The organism is Pseudomonas mosselii (assembly GCF_003205295.1).
Lineage (GTDB): Bacteria > Pseudomonadota > Gammaproteobacteria > Pseudomonadales > Pseudomonadaceae > Aquipseudomonas > Aquipseudomonas mosselii_B.
Genome location: NZ_QJRP01000003.1, coordinates 104,783 through 123,655, shown reverse-complemented (window position 1 = coordinate 123,655; position 18,873 = coordinate 104,783). Strand labels below are relative to the sequence as shown.

Below are 18,873 nucleotides of genomic sequence, written 5' to 3'. Positions count from 1 at the left end.
ATGGCGGCGGATCGGTTTCGAGCAAGTACTCGAAACCGACGCGCATCACATTTCAGCGCACCGCTTCCAGTTCGTGGCCACAGGCCAGGCAATGGCTCAGCCATTCACCGAGGAACAGGTTGAGCTGGGCCTTCTCGTCCGGCTGGTGCATCGCCGTATTGGGATACGGGTAGATGCTGCGCAGGCGCCGGGCATGTTCGGCGCTGACCACCTCGGCCATGCGTGCGTCATGATAGACCTGCACTTCCAGCTCGGGCACCGGCAGCCAGGGCAAGCTGTGCTCCTGGCGCACCTTGAGGGTGGTGGTATAGGGACAGGCCAGCAGCACTTCGAGCACCAGCACGCCGAGCATCTGGTCGCCCTGGGTCATGCCGATGCGCCGCGAGCTTTGCGTGGTGCGCATGTCCGGCAGCAGGCGCATCAGGCGGGCATAGTTGGCCTCGCAGGCCGACTGCAGCCCGACCAGGTCGACCCGATAGCGCTCGCGCAGCAGGTTCACTTCCACATACCTCGAACTTCGTCACGGTTGAGTGCCAGCCATTGCAGGCCGATGATCGCGGCGGCGTTGCAGATGCGCCCGTCGCGTACCGCCTGCAGGGCGTCCTCAAACGCCCAGACGCGCACGCGGATGTCCTCGCTCTCTTCTTCCAGGCCATGCAGGCCACCGGCGCCCTCGCTGATGCAACGACCCAGGAACAGGTGGACGTACTCGTCGCTGCCGCCAGGCGAGGGGAAATAGCGCGTCATCGGCCACAGTGCCGAAAAGGTCAGGCCGGCCTCTTCCTGGGCCTCGCGATGGGCAACCTCCTCCGGCTGCTCATCCTTGTCGATCAACCCGGCGACCATCTCGATCAGCCAGGGGTTGTCGACCTTGCCCATGGCCCCCACGCGAAACTGCTCGATCAGCACCACCTCGTCGCGCTGCGGATCGTAGGGCAGCACACAGACGGCGTCATGGCGCACGAACAGCTCGCGGGTGAACTCACGGCTCATGCCACCGGCGAACAGTTCATGGCGCAGATGCAGCTTGTCGAGCTTGTAGAAGCCCTTGAACAATTGCTCGCGCCGGGCAATCTCGACCTGGGTGGGCACTGTATTTGACGTGTCCGTCATGCAAACTCCTTGATACCTCGTTTACCGCATCGCGCAATCCTACTCTGCGCGCCGCCCGGTTTCACCCCTTTCCGGCGACCGTTCGGGCAGCCGGGACAGGCGCGCCGCTCTCTGTTAGCTTAGTGGCGAACTGAAGGCCGCGCAGGCGGTCCAAGGCCGATCATCACCGTTGTGAAAGAGGCAACATGACGCTTGTCAAACTGACTTCCGTGGCCGTCCTGGCACTGGCGCTCGGCGCCTGCCAGAGCCTGTTCACGCCCAATTACCGCGCCCCGCTCGAGGTCAAGCGCGAGGCCTGGGAGCACGTCAAGCCCGGCTGCAGCGAGAGCGACTGCCCGCTGGTCAACATCGACGTGGTGCACTTCCCCACCCTGCCCAAGCTCGACGCCATCGTCGAGAAACGCCTGCTGATGCTGACCGAGGACAACCAGCGCGGCACCCCGCCGGCCTCGCTGCAAGCCTATGAACAGCAGTACCTGGCCCGCGCCGACAAGCGCAACAGCAGCTACCTGCAGGCCAAGGTACGCGAACAGCATGACGGGCTGGTGATCGTCGAGCTGTCCAGCTACCTGGACAGCGGCGGCGCCCATGGCATGCCCGGGCGCGGCTTCATCAACTACTCGCGCAAGCTGGACAAGGTGCTGACCCTTGACGACATGCTGGTGCCCGGCCAGGAAGCGACCTTCTGGAAGACCGCCGAGGAGTCCCACCGCGCCTGGCTGATCAGCACCGGCATGGACAAGGACCCCGAGTTCGTCAAGACCTGGCCGTTCAAGCAGTCGCCGCACATCGCCCTGACCTATGGCGCGGTGGTGATCAAGTACGAGGTCTACGCCATCGCGCCCTACTCCATGGGCCACGTCGAGCTGAAGATCCCCTACCCGCGCCTCAACGGCGTGATCAGGCCCGAGCTGTTTCCCGGCCGCGGCTGATCGATAGCACCAGGTGCAGCCCCCCTGCCAGCAGCAGTGCCGGCAGGGTCGCCCCCAGCTCCGGCGCCTGGCTGGCCAGCAGGTGATAGGCCGCCACCCCCACCGCCCAGGCCAGCAGCGCCTGCCAGTGCAAGCCCTCGACCAGCGCCGGCAGGCGACGGCGACGGACCACGAAGTGATCCACCAGCACCACGCCGAACAGCGGCGCGAATACCGAGCCGATCAGCAGCAGGAAGTTCTGGTACTGGGCCAACGGCGCCAGCAGGGCGATCAGCGTGCACAACACGCCGATGGCCAAGGCCAGGTGCTCGACCTTCAGCTTGACCAGCAGCCCGGTGGAGACCGCTGCCGAGTGGATATCGGCAAAGGCGTTCTCCGACTCGTCCAGCAGGATCAGCAGCAGCGGGATCCCCAGCCCGGCGCCGGCCAGCGCCAGCAGCAGCGCATTCACTTCACCGCTCGGGGCGAAGGCCAGGGTATAGGCCACGCCCAGGCTCATCAGCCAGGCATTGCCGATGAAAAAGCCCAATGCCGTACCGCCGAACACCCGGCTGGCCCGCTGGCCGAAGCGTGAATAGTCGGCGATCAGCGGCAGCCACGACAGCGGCATGGCAATGACGATGTCGAAGCCCAGGGCCAGGGACAGCGAGCCATCCCCCGGGCGCTGCCACAGAGCGGCCAGGTCGGCCTTGGCGAACAGGTTCCAGGTCAGCCAGATGCAAGCCCCCAGCAGCAGCCAGATGCCCCACTTGCGCAGCACCTTGCGCACGAACGCCAGCGGCCCGCTGACCGCCAGCAGCGTGGCCAGGACGCCAAAGCAAAGGGTCCACAGCAGCGGGCTGCTCCAGCCGCTGCCCTCGCCGAAGGCACGGGCGCCCAACAGGCTGGCGGCATCGCGCATGACGATGATCTCGAACGAGCCCCAGCCAACCAGCTGCAGGAGGTTGAGCAAGGCCGGCAGACGCGCGCCATGACTGCCCAGCGTCAGGCGCAGGGTGGCCATGGCCGACAGGCCGGTGTCGCTGCCGATCACACCTGCCGCAGCCAGTAGCAGCACGCCCACCGCCGTGCCGAGGGCGATCGCCAGGATCGAGCCGGCCAGGCCCAGGCCTGGCGCCAGCAGGGCGCCGACCTGCAACACCATCAGGCCGATGCCGAGGGAGAACCACAGCGAGAACAGGTCGCGGGCACCGAACTGGCGGTGATGGGTGGGGACCGGGTGGTCGGGGGAGAAGTGGCTGGGGGTGGTCATGTGGGTGCTCGCCGGGAAATTGTGGGTGTTGCTGGCGAGGACTGCGTCCTCGTATCGCGACACAAGGCCGCTCCCACAGGTTCGGTACATGACTTGAGCCATATACAGGACCTGTGGGAGCGGCCTTGCATCGCGAAAGGGCCGCAAAGCGGCCCCCAAGGTCTACTCAGACCTTCTGGTACAACTGGCTGCCTTCCTGGCGGAACCGCTCGGACTGCTCGCGCATGCCCTGCTCGACCGTCACATCAACGGTTTCGATCTTGGCCGCGTACTCACGCACTTCCTGGGTGATCTTCATCGAGCAGAACTTCGGCCCGCACATCGAGCAGAAGTGCGCGACCTTGGCCGACTCCTTGGGGAGCGTCTCGTCGTGGAAGGAACGGGCGGTGTCCGGGTCCAGGCCGAGGTTGAACTGGTCTTCCCAGCGGAACTCGAAACGCGCCTTGGACAGCGCGTTGTCGCGGATCTGCGCGCCCGGGTGGCCCTTGGCAAGGTCGGCGGCGTGCGCGGCGATCTTGTAGGTGATGATGCCGGTCTTCACGTCATCCTTGTTCGGCAGGCCCAGGTGCTCCTTGGGCGTGACGTAGCAGAGCATGGCGCAACCGAACCAGCCGATCATCGCCGCGCCTATCCCTGAGGTGATGTGGTCGTAGCCCGGGGCGATATCGGTGGTCAGCGGGCCGAGGGTGTAGAACGGCGCCTCGTCGCAGCACTCGAGCTGCTTGTCCATGTTCTCCTTGATCAACTGCATCGGCACGTGGCCGGGGCCTTCGATCATGCACTGCACGTCGTGTTTCCAGGCGATCTTGGTCAGCTCGCCGAGGGTTTCCAGTTCACCGAACTGGGCGGCGTCGTTGGCGTCGGCGATCGAGCCCGGGCGCAGGCCGTCGCCCAGCGAGAAGCTGACGTCGTAAGCCTTCATGATCTCGCAGATCTCGTCGAAGTGCGTGTACAGGAAGTTTTCCTTGTGGTGCGCCAGGCACCACTTGGCCATGATCGAGCCGCCGCGGCTGACGATACCGGTGACGCGCTTGGCGGTCAGCGGCACATAGCGCAGCAGGACGCCGGCGTGGATGGTGAAGTAGTCCACGCCCTGCTCGGCCTGTTCGATCAGGGTGTCGCGGAACAGCTCCCAGGTCAGGTCCTCGGCCACGCCGTTGACCTTCTCCAGGGCCTGGTAGATCGGCACGGTGCCGATCGGCACCGGCGAGTTGCGGATGATCCACTCACGGGTCTCGTGAATGTGCTTGCCGGTGGACAGGTCCATGACCGTGTCCGAGCCCCAGCGGATGCCCCAGGTCAGCTTGGCCACTTCTTCCTCGATCGAGGAACCCAGGGCGCTGTTGCCGATGTTGCCGTTGATCTTCACCAGGAAGTTGCGGCCGATGATCATCGGCTCCAGCTCGGTGTGGTTGATGTTGGCCGGAATGATCGCACGGCCGCGAGCGATCTCTTCGCGGACGAACTCGGGGGTGATTTCTTTCGGGATGCTTGCGCCGAAGCTGTGGCCGGCGTGCTGCTGGTTCAGCAAGCCGGCGGCGCGGGCTTCCTGCAGTTTCATGTTCTCGCGGATGGCGACGTATTCCATCTCGGCGGTGATGATGCCCTGGCGCGCGTAGTGCATCTGCGTGACGTTGGCGCCGGCCTTGGCGCGGCGCGGGTTGCGCACATGGGCGAAGCGCAGCTTGGCAAGCTCCGCGTCGTTCAGGCGCTGCTGGCCGAAGTTCGAGCTCAGGCCATCCAGGCGCTCGGTGTCGCCACGGGCGTCGATCCAGGCCGAGCGCACGTCGCCCAGGCCCTTGCGCACGTCGATGATGACATTGGGGTCGGTGTACGGGCCGGAAGTGTCATACACCAGTACCGGGGCGTTCTTTTCGCCGCCGAAGTCGGTGGGGGTGTCGTGAAGGCTGATCTCGCGCATGGGCACGCGGATGTCGGGGCGCGAGCCTTCGACATAGACCTTGCGCGAATTGGGCAGGGGTTGCACGGACTGTTGGTCGACTTGGGCCGACTCGCTCAGACTGATTGTTTTTTCTTGTTTGCTCATCACAGGCTCTCCAGACAGCTTCCAGGCGGTGGAATGTCGGGGTGAACCTGAAAGGCGTGGACGCACCCGTGTTGACGAGTGCAGTGCCGGACATGGGGTGCCTTGGGCTGCAAGCAGCTGAGGCGATCCCGGACCTGGCACAAGAGGCTCCCGGGATGTGAGAGCAATCTTGTTCCCTACGCAGGCGCTAACCTGATCAGGTTCAACGGGATCCGCACCTCTGCGATCTCAGCCTTTGCTTCAAGGCACCCCGACAAGAACATGCGCAGTCTAGACTGGAGTGGCCGGCAAAGCCAAGCAGGTAAATCCGGGGGTGATAAATGGCACACGCGGCGGATTGTTGATGACGGCGTGCGGCACTACACTGGCGCATCGCTCGATACCCGACAGTACAGTAAATAAAATTTGATCAAGGATTGCCCTATGCTGCGCAAACTCTCACTGGCAATTGCCGTGTCTTGTGCGTCCCACGGAGTGGCCTGGGCAGTGGATACGCCCACGACGGTGAAGACCGACCTGGTCAGCGTCTACCAGGAAGCGGTCGACAACAACGCCGACCTGGCCGCCGCCCGCGCCGACTACGGCGCCCGCCGTGAAGTGGTGCCCCAGGCCCGCGCCGGCCTGCTGCCGAACCTTTCGGCTGGCGCCGAAATGATGAACACCCGGACCAAGCTCGACGAACCATCGGTCACCTCCAACCGCAGCGGCAACGCCTGGAGCGCGACCCTGGCGCAGCCGATCTTCCGTGCCGACCGCTGGTTCCAACTGCAAGCTGCCGAGTCGGTCAACGAACAGGCCGCCCTGGAACTGTCGGCCACCGAGCAGAACCTGATCCTGCAAAGCGCCGAGAACTACTTCGCGGTGCTGCGCGCCCAGGACAACCTGGCCTCGACCAAGGCCGAAGAAGCGGCCTTCAAGCGCCAGCTCGACCAGTCCAACGAGCGCTTTGACGTCGGCCTCTCTGACAAGACCGACGTGCTGCAGTCACAGGCGAGCTACGACACCGCACGGGCCAACCGGATCATTGCCGAGCGCCAGGTGCAGGACGCCTTCGAAGCCTTGATCACCCTGACCAACCGCCAGTACTCGGCGATCCAGGGCGTGGTCCACACCCTGCCGGTGCAGGTGCCGACCCCCAACGACGCCAAGGCCTGGGTCGAGACCGCCGGGCGGCAGAACCTTAACCTGCTGGCGACCAACCACGCCGTGGCGGCCGCCGAGGAAACCGTGCGCCAGCGCAAGGCCGGCCATGCGCCGACCCTCGACGCGGTGGCCAAGTACCAGAAGGGCGACAATGACAACCTCGGTTTCACCAACTCGGCGGCGCAACCGAACGTGCGCTATGGCAGTGACGTGGAGCAGACCAGCATCGGCCTGCAACTGAACATCCCGATCTACAGCGGCGGCCTGACCAGCTCCCAGGTACGCGAGGCCTATGCCCGTCTGACCCAGAGCGAGCAGCAACGCGAAAGCCTGCGCCGCCAGGTGGTGGAGAACACCCGCAACCTGCACCGCGCGGTGAACACCGATGTGGAGCAGGTGCAGGCGCGCAAGCAGTCGATCATCTCCAATCAGAGCGCGCTGGAAGCCACCGAGATCGGCTACCAGGTCGGCACCCGCAACATCGTCGACGTGCTCGACGCGCAGCGCCAGCTGTACACCTCGGTGCGCGACTACAACAACAGCCGCTACGACTACATTCTCGACAACCTGCGCCTGAAGCAGGCTGCCGGCACCCTGAGCCCGCAGGACCTGCAGGACCTGGGGCGGTACCTGAAGGCCGACTACAACCCGGACAAGGATTTCCTGCCACCGGACCTGGCGGCGGCGGCGGCGAAGAACTTCGAACGCCGGCCTTGAGCCAAGGAAGCACGCGGGCGCTCTCATGGAACAAATCGTAACTCATTGATTTAGCTAGGCCCTGTGGGAGCGGCCTTGGGTCGCGAAAGGGCTGCGCAGCAGCCCCGGCAATTTCGATGGAGGCTCGAAATCAGGGGCCGCTACGCGCCCCTTTCGCGACGCAAGGCCGCTCCCACAGGAGACAGTTGCCTGCACAACAGCGCAGCCCGAAGGGCTGGGCGATCTCCCACTGGGACCGCACCGCCTCACAGATCAGCGGATTAGCGTAGCCACCCCATCCAGCAACCGTTGCAACGCGCCCTGGTTGGCCTGCATCACCGCCCTGCCCGCCTCGCCCATGCGCCGCGCATCCCGCGGCAGCTCGACCAGACGGCGCACTGCCCCGGCCAGCCCTTCGGCGTCGTCCACCTGCTGCAACGCCCCCGCCTCGCGCAGCATCGCGCTGATCTCGAGGAAGTTGAACACATGCGGCCCCATGAGCACCGGCAGTGCCAGCGCCGCCGGCTCCAGCGGGTTGTGCCCGCCGGTGGCCACCAGGCTGCCGCCGACAAAGGCAATGTCGGCCAGGGCATAGAGGAACAGCAGCTCACCCATGGTGTTGCCCAGCAGCACCTGGGTCTGCGCCGTGACCGCGTCGCCAGTCGAGCGACGTACCGTGGAGAACTGGCCGGCGCACAGTTCATGCACTGCAGCGAACCGCTCGGGATGGCGTGGCACCAGGATCAGCAACGCATCGCTGTGGACCTTCAGCAGCTCACGGTGAGCCTCGAGAATCAACGCGTCTTCGCCATCGTGGGTACTGGCAGCGATCCATACCGGACGTTGCTGGGCAGCCCACTGTTCCCGCAATGCGCGGGCCCGTGGCAGCAGTTGATCGTCGACCTTCAGGTCGAACTTGATCGAACCGGTCACCTGCACGCATTCGTGGCGCGCACCGAGCGCACGGAAACGCTCGGCCTCGGTTTCGGTCTGCACGGCGATCAGGCTCATCTCCTCGAGCATCGGCCGGGTCAGGCCGGCGAAGCGGGCATAACCACGGGCCGAGCGCTCGGACAGCCGGGCATTGGCCAGCGCCACCGGAATGCCGCGCCGGGCGCACTGGTGGATGTGGTTCGGCCACAGCTCGGTTTCCATGATGATGCCCAGGCGCGGGCGCACATGGTCGAGGAACCGCCCGGCCGCCCACGGCAGGTCATAAGGCAGGTAGCAGTGCTGCACCCGTGGTTCGCCCTCGAACATCGCACGGATGCGCTCGGAACCGGTCGGGGTCATGCAGGTGAGCGTGATCGGCAGGTCCGGGTACTGCTTGAGCAGGGCCCGCACCATCGGCGCGGCGGCAATGCTCTCGCCCACCGAGACCGCATGCACCCAGATGCCGCCCTGGCGCATGGGCGGCAGCTGGCAGGCGAAGCGCTCGGCGATCCGCGCACGGTACGCCGGCGCCTTGCGCCCGCGCAGGAACAGGCGCAGCGCGACCAGCGGCAGGCCCAGGTGAAACAGCAGGGTATAGAGGGTTCTGTTCATGGCGGCGGAGTTTACTAGGAACTGGATGAAAAGGCCTGTCAGCCAATCGCCCGCAGGTGCACGGCGAAGCGCTCGGCCAGCCACTGCGCAGCCGGGCCCAACGGTTCGTCGCGCCGCCAGGCCAGCTCTGCCACCAGCGCCGGCGGGCGCCACTCGCTGTCCAGCTCGACCATCTGCGTCTGGTAGGTGGGGTACTGCACCACATGCCGGGGCAGCCAGGCCCAGCCCAGGCCGCGCATCAGCAACTCGGCCATGGCGTAGAAACTGTCGGCGCGCCAGACCTGCGGGCTGATCGCCTCGCCGCCGGGATAGCCGCTCTGCTGCGGGGTGATCAGCAATTGGCGATGGCGGGCCAGTTGCTGGCGGCTGACCTTGGCCAGGTGTGCCAGCGGATGATCGATGGCACACACCGTGACCATCTCGACACTGCCCAGGGCGCGCCGCTCCAACGAGGCGGGAATGCTTTCGTGGTGGAAGAACAACCCCAGGTCGGCGCGCCGCTCCACCAGCTTGCGCGCCACATCGCCCTGGGCACCGCTGGCCAATTGCACCTCCAGGTAGGGATAGCGCGCCGCCAGCTCGTCGAGGCTGTCGATCACCGGCTGGTAGGGCATGGCCTCGTCCTGGGCCACCCGCAGCAATGCCTCCTGCCCGCGCATCAAGGCCAACGCCCGGCCATCCAGGCGCTCGCACTGGCGCAACAACTCGCGGGCGTCCTCCAGCAGCGCGGCGCCGCTTTCGGTCAGGCGCGGCTGCCGCCCGCTGCTGCGCTCGAACAGGGTCACGCCCAAGTCCGTCTCGAGCAAGGCGATGGCGCTGCTGATCGCCGACTGGGCCTTGCGCTGTTCACGGGCCACGGCGGAAAACGAACGCAGCTCGGCAGCCCGCACGAACAGGCGCAGTTGCTCGAGGCTCCAGTGCTCAGTCATCTCCACCCTATCTCCAAAACAGATAGGTAATGACTTTACCGCATCCAGGGATTCCCTAGAATGCCCACCCAGCAACGGAGGACCCGCACCATGAACGCCTACACCTATCTCGCCATCGCCATCTGTGCCGAAGTCATCGCCACCGCCTCCATGAAAGCGGTCAAGGGGCTGAACACGCCGCTGCCTCTGCTGCTGATGGTGTGCGGCTACGGCGTGGCGTTCTGGATGCTGACCCTGGTGGTGCGCAGCATTCCGGTGGGCATCGCCTATGCGATCTGGTCGGGGCTGGGGATCGTGCTGATCAGCATCGCGGCGCTGGTGATCTACGGGCAGAAACTGGATATGCCGGCGATGCTGGGCATGGCCATGATCGTCGGCGGGGTGGTGGTGATCCAGGTGTTTTCCAATACTGCCGGACACTAAGCACAGATCGGGTCGTGGGAGCGGGCTTGCCCCGCGATAGGGCCGCATGGGTATCGCGGGGCAAGCCCGCTCCCACGGTCCTCTCCCCCGGTTACAGTCTGTATACTGCGCACCTGTCCCAGTTTTCGAGGTGCCCGCATGCCATCCGCCATTACCACTGACGTGCTGATCGTCGGCGCCGGGGTCGCAGGCCTCTGGCTCAATGCCCGGCTGCGCCGCCTGGGCTATTCGACGGTGTTGGTGGAGCGCGCCAGCCTGGGCGGCGAGCAGACCATCAAGTCGCAAGGCATCATCCACGGCGGCACCAAGTACGCCCTGCACGGTGCCCTCAGCGGCGCCTCCGAGGCCATCGCCGACATGCCGCGGCGCTGGCGCGAAGCGCTTGCCGGCAACGGCGAACTGGACCTGACCGGCACCCGACTGCTGTCCGACGCCCACTACCTGTGGTCCCCCGGCACACTGGCCGGCAACCTCACCAGTTTCTTCGCCAGCAAGGCCGTGCGTGGCCGGGTCGACCAGGTCAAGGGCGAGCAACTGCCACCGGCCCTGCAGGACCGTGCCTTCAAGGGCAAGGTCTACCGCCTGGCCGAACTGGTCATCGACGTGCCGAGCCTGCTGGCCAACCTGGCCCAGCTGGCGGGCGACAGCCTGCTGGCCGGCGAGCGTATCGAGCCGCTGCGCGAGGGCGACGAACTGGCCGGGCTGGTGGTCGATGGCCGCGAGATCCGCGCCCAACGCATCGTCCTCAGCGCCGGCGGCGGCACCGAGGCGCTGCTGCACGCCCTGGGGCTGAGCCAACCGGCCATGCAGCGCCGCCCGCTGCACATGGTCCTGGCCAAGGGCCCGAACCTCAAGCCGCTGTACGCCCACTGCCTGGGCGGCGGGCCCAAGCCGCGCATCACCGTGACCACCCACCCGGCCGCCGACGGCCAGTGGGTGTGGTACCTGGGTGGCGACATCGCCGAGGCCGATGGCGTGGCCCGCGAGCCCGCCGCGCAGATCGCCGCGGCGCAAAAGGAAGTCGCCAGCCTGTTGCCTTGGGTCGACCAGGCCCAGGTGCGCTGGGCCACCCTGCGCGTCGACCGTGCCGAGCCCGCGCAATCGGGCCTGGTGCGCCCGGACAACGCCTTCCTCGCCGACCAGCAGCGCCTGCTGGTCGGCTGGCCGACCAAGCTGGCCCTGGCGCCGGACTTCGCCGACCGCGTGCTGGCCAGCTTCGAACGTGACGGCATCCGCCCGGCGAGCCAGCCGGACCTCGCCGACCTGCCCCGCCCACCGCTGGCGCTACCTGCCTGGGAGCAACTGCTGCCATGAGCCTACCGACCCTGCACGATCATCACCGCCCCCTGGGCAGCACCGGCCTGCGGGTGTCGCCGCTGGGCCTGGGCACGGTCAAGCTTGGTCGCGACCAGGGCGTGAAGTACCCCAACGGCTTCACCATCCCCGATGACGAAGCCGCCCGCCTGCTGCTCGCCCAGGCCCGCGAACTGGGCATCAACCTGATCGACACCGCACCGGCCTATGGCCGCAGCGAGGAGCGTCTCGGCCCGTTGCTGCGCGGCCAGCGCGAGCAGTGGGTGATCGTCAGCAAGGTCGGCGAAGAGTTCGAAGCCGGCCAGTCGCACTTCGATTTCAGCGCCGCCCACACCCGCCGCTCGGTCGAGCGCAGCCTCCAGCGCCTGGAAACCGACCGCATCGAACTGGTGCTGGTGCACTCCGACGGCAACGACCTGGCAATCCTCGAGCAGGAGGGCGTGTACGAAACCCTTGCCGCGCTCAAGCAGGAAGGCAAGATCCTCGGCTATGGTTTGTCCGGCAAAACCGCCGCCGGCGGCCTGAAGGCGCTGGAGCAAGGTGATTGCGCCATGGTCACCTACAACCTCAACGAGCAGGCGGAGCGGCCCGTGCTGGACTACGCTGCCGAACACGGCAAGGCCATTCTGGTGAAGAAGGCCCTGGCCAGCGGGCATATCTGCCTGGCGCCCGGGGTCGATCCGGTGCAGGCCAGTTTCGAGTTGCTGTTCGCCCACCCGGGCGTGAGCAGTGCCATCGTCGGCACCATCAACCCGCTGCACCTGGCCCACAACGTGGCCACCGTCGCCCGCATCCTGGGCCGGCCCTGAGCCGCCCAGGCGGGGGCCCAACGCAAGGAGGAGCCTCGTGCCGCGTACGCTGATCCGCAAGAATCCGAGCAACTTCAAGACCCTGCCGCTGCACGTCGAGGCCACGCCCGAAGGCCTGACCTACCAGAGCATCGGCATGCCGCTGAATTTCGCCCAGACCCTGCAGCGGCGCAAGGCCATCCAGGTCACCGACCCCGAGCACTTCGTGGCTGAGCTGGCCAACCTCGGCGTGTCGGTGCGACTGACCCTGCACTGGCAGGGCCGCGACTACTGGGTGCTGGTCCGCCAGCGCCGCCAGGACCGTGGCGATGTGGTGCTCAAGCTGATTTCCGGCTATGTCCCGGCCCACGAGCTGAACCTGCCGCTGCACACGGCGATCCAGGAAGTGGCCGAGGAATGCCTGCTGGAAACCCCCGAAGGCTGGCTGGGCGGACGCTTCAACGACACCTGGCTGCCGGCGCCCTATGCCGCTGCCCTGCACTACCGCGAGGCCCTGCCGTTCGTGCTGTCGCCCGAGTCCGGCGCCGCCCGACCGGTGCATTGCGCCAACCTGATGCTACTGGAGCGGCCACGCGCGTATGTGCACCTGCCCACGGCGTCGTTGCAGCTGATCTACGACCTGCGCCTGCAAGTGCCCAAGGAGGCCAAATCGCTGAGCCTGTTTCATGTCGACGAGCGCCTGGAAGGCGATCAGCTAGTGGCCAGGCTCAATCGCAAGCGGCCGGACCTCTACCTGATGCCGCTCAAGGACGGCCAGCCCGTGGCCGAGCTGTACACCTTGAAGAAGGACCAGCTGACACCCGCGGGCACGCGCGGATTGTGGCTTGCGGAAAGCTTCGCCCGCCAGGATGGTTGGGTGGTACGGGATGAGCGGGTGCGCTGGAAGGACTGGTTGAAGCAGCAGGGTCTGGTCGAAAGCAAGGCCGCGCCGGCGTCGCACCTGGAGCGGTTCGGAGACAAGGCACGGGAACTGCTGGCCCGGGCGCGGACCTCGCTGCATAAATGAACACGGGGCAAGCCTGCTCCCAGCGTTTCGTGGGAGCGGGCTTGCCCCGCGACTTGCAGCGTATCAGTGCTTGCGGATCTTCTCGACGATCGCCGTGGTCGAGCTGTTCTCCACCAGGCCCAGCACCTTCACCGTGCCGCCATAGGCCTTGACGATATCGGCGCCGACCACCTGGTCGATACCGTAGTCACCACCCTTGACCAGCACATCCGGCTTGACCTGGCGCAGCAGGTTCTCCGGCGTGTCCTCGGGGAAGCTGATGACCCAGTCCACCGCACCGAGGCCGGCCAGCACGGCCATGCGTCGGTCGACGCTGTTGATCGGCCGACCCGGGCCTTTCAGGCGACTGACCGAGGCATCGTCGTTGATGGCGACGATCAACCGGTCGCCCTGGGCGCGAGCCTGTTCCAGGTAGGTCACGTGGCCCGCGTGGAGGATATCGAAGCAGCCATTGGTGAAGACGATCTTCTCGTTGTGCGCACGGGCATCGTCAATGGCCAGCAGCAGCTGCTCCAGGCCCAGCACGCCCCGCTCCGAGCCCTCCTCACGCTGGATGGCGCGACGCAGTTCAGGCGCGCTGATGGCGGCGGTACCCAGCTTGCCGACCACGATGCCGGCGGCCAGGTTGGCCAGGGCGACGGCATGCGGCAGGTCCTCGCCCGCGGCAATGGCAGCGGCAAGGGTGGAAATCACCGTATCGCCGGCACCGGTGACATCGAACACCTCACGGGCGCGGGCCGGCAAGTGCAATGCCGGGTGACCGGTGCGCAGCAGGGTCATGCCATGCTCGCCTCGGGTCACCAGCAGCGCGCCCAGGTCCAGTTCGTCGAGCAGCTTCAGGCCTTTGGCGACCAGCTCGGTTTCATCGGCGCAACGGCCAACGATGGTCTCGAATTCGCTGAGGTTCGGGGTGATCAGGCTGGCACCGCGGTAGATCGAGAAATCCTTGCCCTTGGGGTCGGCCAGCACCGGGATGCCCTTGCCGCGCGCAGCCTGGATCAGCGCCTGATGGTTCTTCAGCGCGCCCTTGCCGTAGTCGGACAGCACCAACACCTTGACGCCCTCGAGCAGGGTATCGACCTCCGCACCCAGCGACAGCGGGTCGGTGGCGAACGGCTCCTCGAAATCGATGCGCAGCAGTTGCTGGTGACGGCTCATCACCCGCAGCTTGACGATGGTCGGCTGGTGGGCAATGCGCTGGAAGATCGAGCGCACACCGGCGGCGTGCAGGCTGTTGGCGAGGCTGTCGGCAGCCTCGTCCTGGCCGGTGACGCCGACCAGCGCGGCGGGCGCGCCGAGGGCGGCGATGTTCAAGGCCACGTTGGCCGCGCCGCCAGGGCGGTCCTCGATCTGATCGACCTTGACCACCGGCACCGGCGCTTCAGGCGAAATACGTGAAGTACCGCCATGCCAGTAGCGGTCGAGCATGACATCGCCGACCACCAATACGGGGGCTTGATCGAAACGCGGCATGGACAACTTCATGGGCAACCCATATTGAAAAAGTGAACAAGGGCGGGATATTAGCACAGGGCCGATGACACCACTTCAACTGCCGATCCGTCGTACCCAGAACAGCTCATGACGGCGGACCGCCTTGCGGAAAAACTCGTTTTCGCCGCTTGCCGGCCAGCGCCGGCCGGCAAACCACCGCTGGATCCAGCGACGCAGGCGGCGCTTGAACGGCAGCGGCCCCTGCAGGTCGTGCTGCATGCCAAGGGCCATGGCCTTGTCCAGTTGCTGCGCGTCGCTCAGCAGCGGACTCCACAGACGATCAGCGGGCAGCGGCTCGATCGCGGGTGGCAAGGCGATACCCATGCCCGCCGGACCCATCGGCCAACGGTCGTTGTCGTGCAGGTGATTGGCGTAGAGCAATGCAGTGCCCGGCTTGCTGCTGCTGCGGGCGATGGCCTGGAAGATGGCCTGGGTGGTGGCGACATGATCGCCGTGGGGGTCCAGCTCCGGGTGCGGGGTGATCACCACCTCGGGCCGGTAATGCTCCAGCAGCGCCGTCAGGTCGGCGACCAGGTTGTGCCAGGTGGGTGCGCCATCCTGGTCGGCCGGCAGCATCAGCGGGTTGTGCTGGCGCACACTGCGAATATCACTTTCACCCGACTCTCGGGAGCCGAATGCCTGCTCCGGCTGGGCGGCCATTGCCGGAAGCTGCAGGCAGTAATAGCCCAGTTGCACGCAGTGGCTGGGCCGAACCCCTCCCCACAGGGGAACTGCCAGGCTGTCCCAACTGCGCAGGCGCCCCTTGAGCCGGGCGGCGGCAGCTTTTGTCAGGCCCATGCGCTGATAGGTTTCGGCCTCGATCTCACCCTGGGTCAGGGTGACGATGGCCACTTCGGCGCAGCGGCTGTAGAAACCGAACGCGGCCAGTTCGGCATCATCGGCATGGGGCGCCAGGATCAACGTGCGTTGGCGACTGTAGTCCGGACTGCGCATGACATGCAGCACCGCCTGCGCGGCCAGACGGCAGCGCCGCCCACGCAGCGACAGTTCGCCGCTGGCCAGGCGCTCGCGCTGCCCCGACAGGTTGAGGTAACGCAGCCCTGCCACACCCCGCTCGAAGTCCTGGCGGTCATCGCCCACTTCGACGAACGGGTCCAGCCAACGCCCAAGCCAGCTGTGGCGCACGCGTACCGCCAGCACCAGGGTCTCGCCCTCGGCGAGCCCGGCCGACAGTCGCACCTGCCCCGCGACAATGCTCACCGCCTGGGTATCGGCATCCTCCGGGAAGACGTACTGATAGTCGTCACTGCCACGGTAGAACAGGTGGTCGGCAAACCATGCCTCGTGGGCGACCCAACCCAGCACCAGCAGCAGCGGCACCAGCCACCACGCCACGATGACACCTGCCAACAGGAGCGCCAGCAGGGCCACCAGCAGGGTGATGCGCTTGGCGCGACGGTGTTTCTTCAGCAGCAGCTGTTTGCGTGCACTCATGGTTCAGACCTGATAGACCGGCACGGTGCGGCACCAGCGGTCCTTGTATTCGCGATCGGCGCGGCCAAACGAATAGCGCAGCGGTTTGCCCACCGCCCGGGCATCGGCCCACGCCTGTTGCGTATTGACGAAGCTGAGCACGCTGCCGGGACTGAAGTCACGACTCTGCGGATCGACCCCGCCATTGGTGTACTCCAGCGAGATCCACTGCGGCGCCTCCACCCGATACAGCACCTGGATCGCCACCGGCACGTCCTCAAGCAGCGCCACCGAGCCGGTCATGAACTCGCGCAGCAGGGTGAACACTTCCACCAGGCCTTGCTTGCCCGGCACATCGAAGCCCCAGCGGCGCTCGAACAACTCGGTGTACATGGCCGCCTGCTGGGCCGGTTCGAAGTCCGCCATGGGGCGCATCACACCGCCGGCCTCCTCGAGCAGGCGCAGCTCGCGGCGCTGGTTGTAGCGAAACTTCTTCGAGTAATCCTCGGGCTCGCGGGCCAGTGCCAGCCCCTCGGGCTGATCGCGCAGGGTACCGATGCGCCCGGCGTTGAGCTCCGAGACATAGCGTACGCGCTGACGCACCGGGACCTGCACGGATTCGGCCACCGGCAGGATGATTTCGGCGTTCCCCAGGTCCAGCAGGTTACGCTTGCCTTCGCGCTTGAGCACTTCCTTGGCCAGCGCCAGGTAACGACCGGAGCACGGCATTGCAGCCAGCAACTGGCCATCGACGTGCCAGCCAAGATAGCGCACCGGCAGCCCGATGAAGTCCGACAACCTCGCCACCACGTCGGGGTGCGTGGCGAAACTGCCACCGTACTGGTGCCAGGCCTTGGCGTACTGCGCCTGGTCGATTTCCTGCCAGCCCCGCTCCCGCCATGGACGCCACAGACTCAGCATGCATCGACCGCTTGTGCAGGTTGACCGTCGTCGTCTTCGAACTCACGGGCATGCAGACGGGCATAGTGGCCGTTTCGGGCCAGCAGCTCATTGTGCGAACCACGCTCGACAATGCGCCCCTCCTCCATGACCAGGATCTGGTCGGCCTTCTCGATGGTCGACAAACGGTGGGCGATCACCAAGGTGGTGCGGTTCTGCACCACGTGGTCGAGCGCAGCCTGGATATGCCGCTCGGACTCGGTATCGAGCGCCGAGGTGGCCTCGTCAAGGATCAGCAATGGCGCGTCCTTGAGCAACGCGCGGGCAATCGCCAGGCGCTGACGCTGCCCACCGGACAGCAGCACACCGTTCTCGCCCACCAGGGTGTCATAGCCTTGTGGCATCTTGCGGATGAACTCGTCGGCGTAAGCCTCGCTGGCCGCCCTGTGCACCGCCTCGATGGGGGCGCCGGCCAGGTCGCCATAGGCGATGTTGTTGGTCACGGTATCGTTGAACAAGGTGACCTGCTGGCTCACCAGGGCGATATGCCGACGCAGGTTGCGCAGGGTGAATGCCTGCACCTCGTCGCCATCGAGCAGGATCTGGCCTTGCTCGTGCTGATAGAACCGCGGAATCAGCCCCGCCAGGGTCGACTTGCCGCTGCCCGAGCGCCCGACCAGCGCCACCATCTGCCCGGGCTCGACGACGAAGCTGATATCGTCGAGCACCTTCTTGTCGGTACCGGGGTATTCGAAGCTGAGGTTGCGCACTTCCAGGCGCCCCTGCACGCGCTCACGCTCGATGTGGCCGTTGTCCACTTCGGGGGCTTCGTCGAGCTGCTCGAAGATGCTTTCGGCACCGGCTACCCCGCGCTGGATGGTCGAGCTGACTTCCGACAACTGGCGAATCGGCTTGGGCAACAGGCCCGCCATGGTGATGTAGGCGACCAGGTCGCCCGCCGAAGCCTCGCCGCGCAGCAGCAGGACCAGGAACATGACCACCGCCATGGCGCTGTAGGTCACCAGTTGCAGGGTCGGGGTGTAGACCGCGCCGGTCTTGGTCATCGACAACTGCTTCTCGGTGTTGCTCTGGCTGGCCTGCTGGAAGCGCGCCTTCTCGTAGCTTTCTCCACCGAAGCTGCGCACCACGCGGTAGCCGTGGATGGTCTCGGACGCGACGTGGGTCACGTCGCCCATCGACACCTGGATCTTCTTGCTCTGCTTGCGGAACTTGCGGCTGGTGCTGCTGACCATCAGGGCGATGATCGGCAGGATCGCCACCATCACCAAGGTCAGTTTCCAGTTCATCCACAGCAACGTGCAGAACAGGAACACCACGGTCATGCCCTCGCGGATCACCACCTTGATGGCATCGGTGGCCGCGCCGGTGACCATGGTCACGTTGAAGGTGATGCGGGAAATCAAGTGCCCGGAGTTGTGCTGGTCGAAGTAGCGGTTGGGCAGCTCGAGCAACTTGTTGAACAGCACCACCCGCAGGTCATGCACCAGACCGAGCGAAACCCGGGCCAGGAAGTAGTTGCCCAGGTAGGAGCCAACGCCCTGCCAGGCCGCGATGGCCACGATCATCAATGGCACCGCCTGCAGCAGGCGCAGCTCGCCCAGGTAAGGATTGTTGGGGAACAGGACCGCATCCGGATTGGCCAGGCCATCGACGAAATACTTGAGGATGTAGGCCAGCATCGGCTGCGTCGAGGCGAACAGCAAGAAGCCGGCGATACTGAGCAGAAACAGCCCGAGGTAGGGCCGCACATAGGTCAGCAGGCGGAAATAGATCGCCAATGTGGTCTGGGGGCGAGGTTCAGGACTGCTCATGGGA

General features: G+C 66.1%; 16 protein-coding genes and 1 riboswitch. Of the genes, 6 read left to right on the top strand and 10 right to left on the bottom strand.

All coding sequences use genetic code 11. From position 1 onward, the window contains the following. Positions 1-52 precede the first annotated feature (52 nt). Together DMX06_RS04100 and DMX06_RS04095 are read right to left on the bottom strand one after the other, a co-directional pair. A complete protein-coding gene (locus DMX06_RS04100) occupies positions 53-505 on the bottom strand; it encodes a DUF1249 domain-containing protein (RefSeq protein WP_023630808.1) in 453 nt (150 codons plus the stop codon). Further along, positions 496-1,113 carry an NUDIX domain-containing protein gene (locus DMX06_RS04095; protein WP_110734846.1) on the bottom strand — a complete coding sequence of 206 codons (618 nt, stop codon included), beginning with the start codon at positions 1,111-1,113 and terminating at the stop codon, positions 496-498. Before DMX06_RS04095 ends, DMX06_RS04100 begins: the two co-directional genes overlap by 10 nt. A gap of 185 nt (positions 1,114-1,298) precedes the next feature. Here DMX06_RS04095 and DMX06_RS04090 point away from each other — a divergent pair, with 185 nt between their 5' ends. Further along, the gene (locus tag DMX06_RS04090) at positions 1,299-2,045 is read left to right on the top strand and encodes an RsiV family protein (protein ID WP_110734843.1); all 747 of its coding nucleotides are present in this window, start codon (positions 1,299-1,301) and stop codon (positions 2,043-2,045) included. Here the strand turns inward: DMX06_RS04090 and cytX are convergent. Both cytX and thiC read right to left on the bottom strand, forming a co-directional pair. After that, a complete protein-coding gene (gene cytX, locus DMX06_RS04085) occupies positions 2,014-3,297 on the bottom strand; it encodes a putative hydroxymethylpyrimidine transporter CytX (RefSeq protein ID WP_110735174.1) in 1,284 nt (427 codons plus the stop codon). The genes DMX06_RS04090 and cytX overlap by 32 nt on opposite strands. 166 nt (positions 3,298-3,463) lie before the next feature. After that, the gene (gene thiC, locus DMX06_RS04080) at positions 3,464-5,344 is read right to left on the bottom strand and encodes a phosphomethylpyrimidine synthase ThiC (RefSeq protein ID WP_050707179.1); all 1,881 of its coding nucleotides are present in this window, start codon (positions 5,342-5,344) and stop codon (positions 3,464-3,466) included. A 156-nt stretch (positions 5,345-5,500) separates the two neighbouring features. Next, positions 5,501-5,607: riboswitch (TPP riboswitch) on the bottom strand. Positions 5,608-5,767: 160 nt separating this feature from the next. On the opposite strand from thiC, the gene DMX06_RS04075 reads away from it, so the two are divergent. Beyond that, the gene (locus tag DMX06_RS04075; protein WP_110734841.1) at positions 5,768-7,204 is read left to right on the top strand and encodes a TolC family outer membrane protein; all 1,437 of its coding nucleotides are present in this window, start codon (positions 5,768-5,770) and stop codon (positions 7,202-7,204) included. Positions 7,205-7,456: 252 nt separating this feature from the next. Here DMX06_RS04075 and waaA read toward each other — a convergent pair whose 3' ends face one another. Continuing rightward, positions 7,457-8,728, bottom strand: coding sequence for a lipid IV(A) 3-deoxy-D-manno-octulosonic acid transferase (gene waaA / locus DMX06_RS04070; protein ID WP_110734839.1), 1,272 nt, complete (start codon positions 8,726-8,728; stop codon positions 7,457-7,459). A 38-nt stretch (positions 8,729-8,766) separates the two neighbouring features. Further along, positions 8,767-9,657 carry a LysR family transcriptional regulator gene (locus tag DMX06_RS04065; protein ID WP_050707182.1) on the bottom strand — a complete coding sequence of 297 codons (891 nt, stop codon included), beginning with the start codon at positions 9,655-9,657 and terminating at the stop codon, positions 8,767-8,769. A 90-nt stretch (positions 9,658-9,747) separates the two neighbouring features. Between DMX06_RS04065 and DMX06_RS04060 the strand changes: the two genes are divergently transcribed. The 4 genes from DMX06_RS04060 (at position 9,748) to DMX06_RS04045 (ending at position 13,209) form a co-directional block, all read left to right on the top strand. After that, positions 9,748-10,080, top strand: a complete 333-nt coding sequence (locus DMX06_RS04060; RefSeq protein ID WP_110734838.1) for a DMT family transporter — start codon at positions 9,748-9,750, stop codon at positions 10,078-10,080. Between the two features lie 138 nt (positions 10,081-10,218). After that, on the top strand, positions 10,219-11,394 hold the full coding sequence (locus tag DMX06_RS04055; RefSeq protein WP_110734837.1) for an NAD(P)/FAD-dependent oxidoreductase: 1,176 nt from the start codon (positions 10,219-10,221) through the stop codon (positions 11,392-11,394). Then, positions 11,391-12,203 carry an aldo/keto reductase gene (locus tag DMX06_RS04050; protein ID WP_110734836.1) on the top strand — a complete coding sequence of 271 codons (813 nt, stop codon included), beginning with the start codon at positions 11,391-11,393 and terminating at the stop codon, positions 12,201-12,203. Before DMX06_RS04055 ends, DMX06_RS04050 begins: the two co-directional genes overlap by 4 nt. A 37-nt stretch (positions 12,204-12,240) precedes the next feature. Next, positions 12,241-13,209 (top strand): metal ABC transporter ATPase, encoded by a 969-nt coding sequence (locus tag DMX06_RS04045; protein WP_110734834.1) that lies wholly within the window; start codon positions 12,241-12,243, stop codon positions 13,207-13,209. Positions 13,210-13,272: 63 nt separating this feature from the next. Here DMX06_RS04045 and hldE read toward each other — a convergent pair whose 3' ends face one another. The 4 genes from hldE to msbA all read right to left on the bottom strand — a co-directional run bounded on the left by hldE (position 13,273) and on the right by msbA (position 18,869). Next, positions 13,273-14,694, bottom strand: coding sequence for a bifunctional D-glycero-beta-D-manno-heptose-7-phosphate kinase/D-glycero-beta-D-manno-heptose 1-phosphate adenylyltransferase HldE (gene hldE, locus DMX06_RS04040; protein WP_110734832.1), 1,422 nt, complete (start codon positions 14,692-14,694; stop codon positions 13,273-13,275). A 63-nt stretch (positions 14,695-14,757) separates the two neighbouring features. After that, complete coding sequence (locus DMX06_RS04035) at positions 14,758-16,158, bottom strand: PIG-L deacetylase family protein (RefSeq protein ID WP_110734830.1); 1,401 nt, start codon at positions 16,156-16,158, stop codon at positions 14,758-14,760. Positions 16,159-16,161: 3 nt separating this feature from the next. Beyond that, complete coding sequence (locus DMX06_RS04030) at positions 16,162-17,058, bottom strand: GNAT family N-acetyltransferase (RefSeq protein ID WP_110734828.1); 897 nt, start codon at positions 17,056-17,058, stop codon at positions 16,162-16,164. Next, positions 17,052-18,869, bottom strand: a complete 1,818-nt coding sequence (gene msbA / locus DMX06_RS04025; RefSeq protein ID WP_110734826.1) for a lipid A export permease/ATP-binding protein MsbA — start codon at positions 18,867-18,869, stop codon at positions 17,052-17,054. Before msbA ends, DMX06_RS04030 begins: the two co-directional genes overlap by 7 nt. Positions 18,870-18,873 lie beyond the last annotated feature (4 nt).